This is a genomic window from Streptococcus sp. GMD4S, from assembly GCF_000296955.1.
In genome coordinates, this window is the sequence record NZ_AJRE01000306.1 from 1 (window position 1) to 879 (window position 879).

Here is an 879-nt window from a genome sequence, read left to right on the forward strand (position 1 = left end):
CGAGGGGCATGCGCAAACCACCAGCAAAATCACTGATCACATCACTGATGACATTGATCAAACACAGGCTAGAAAAGGCAAAGAGACTAGCTTGCTGAACAACTAGGGCTGCCAGAAAAAATAAAACCGCCTGAAACAAACCGCTATAGACCATCCATTTGACCTTGTCCCTTGTGTAATCTGCCCGAATCCCTACAAAAACTGTAAAGAGAGTCGGAAGAATCATGACAATATTCGCCATAGCAACAGCAAAAGAGGCTTGTGGCAAGGTCGATGCATAAACGATAAATACCAGGTTAAAAATCGAAGCACCAAAGGCATTGAAGAAGCGCGACAAAGTCAAGAGTCGATAAGCTTGATTTCTAAACAATAGTTTCATAGGTGATCTCCCTTCTTGTTATAATCCCTATATGAAGTATGACTATAGTATAGCACTTAGAAATTGAAAGGGAAAACTTTTGAATATATGCAACACACAAAATGAGCAAAGAAACGATAGAACTTTTGTAACGACCTGAGAGTAGTCAAAAGTTCTATCGCTTAAATTTTCAAATTATTTTCTTAGTTTGCAGATATTCAACAATCGGTTGTATTTCTGTAGTATTCAGCAGATTTGTTACAACCAAGCATCTCAAAAATATGGACAGCATCTTCCATCTTTTTCTGACCTTCCTTGACTCTACCCTGCTTGCTATCAAGAAGACCTTCAGCCCACAAATAGACAATTCGGAAATAGGTCTCATTTTCCTTGTAGAAATGCTCTTTGATGACACGTTTAAAATAAGAGGCATTGGTAAATTCTTCACACTCAATGCTGGCTAAAAAACCATTCAATAGCATAGTATGAAAAAGGTTTCGATTACTAGACATTTCCATTAG

Annotated in this window: 1 protein-coding gene and 1 pseudogene; both read right to left on the reverse strand. The window is 38.0% G+C overall.

Annotated features, from left to right (window positions below; all coding sequences use genetic code 11):
* A pseudogene (locus GMD4S_RS09540) lies at nucleotides 1-379 on the reverse strand (transporter); the annotation flags it as partial.
* Between the two features lie 197 nt (nucleotides 380-576).
* A partial coding sequence (locus tag GMD4S_RS09545) for an Rgg family transcriptional regulator (protein ID WP_008290320.1) occupies nucleotides 577-879 on the reverse strand: 303 nt, incomplete at its 5' end.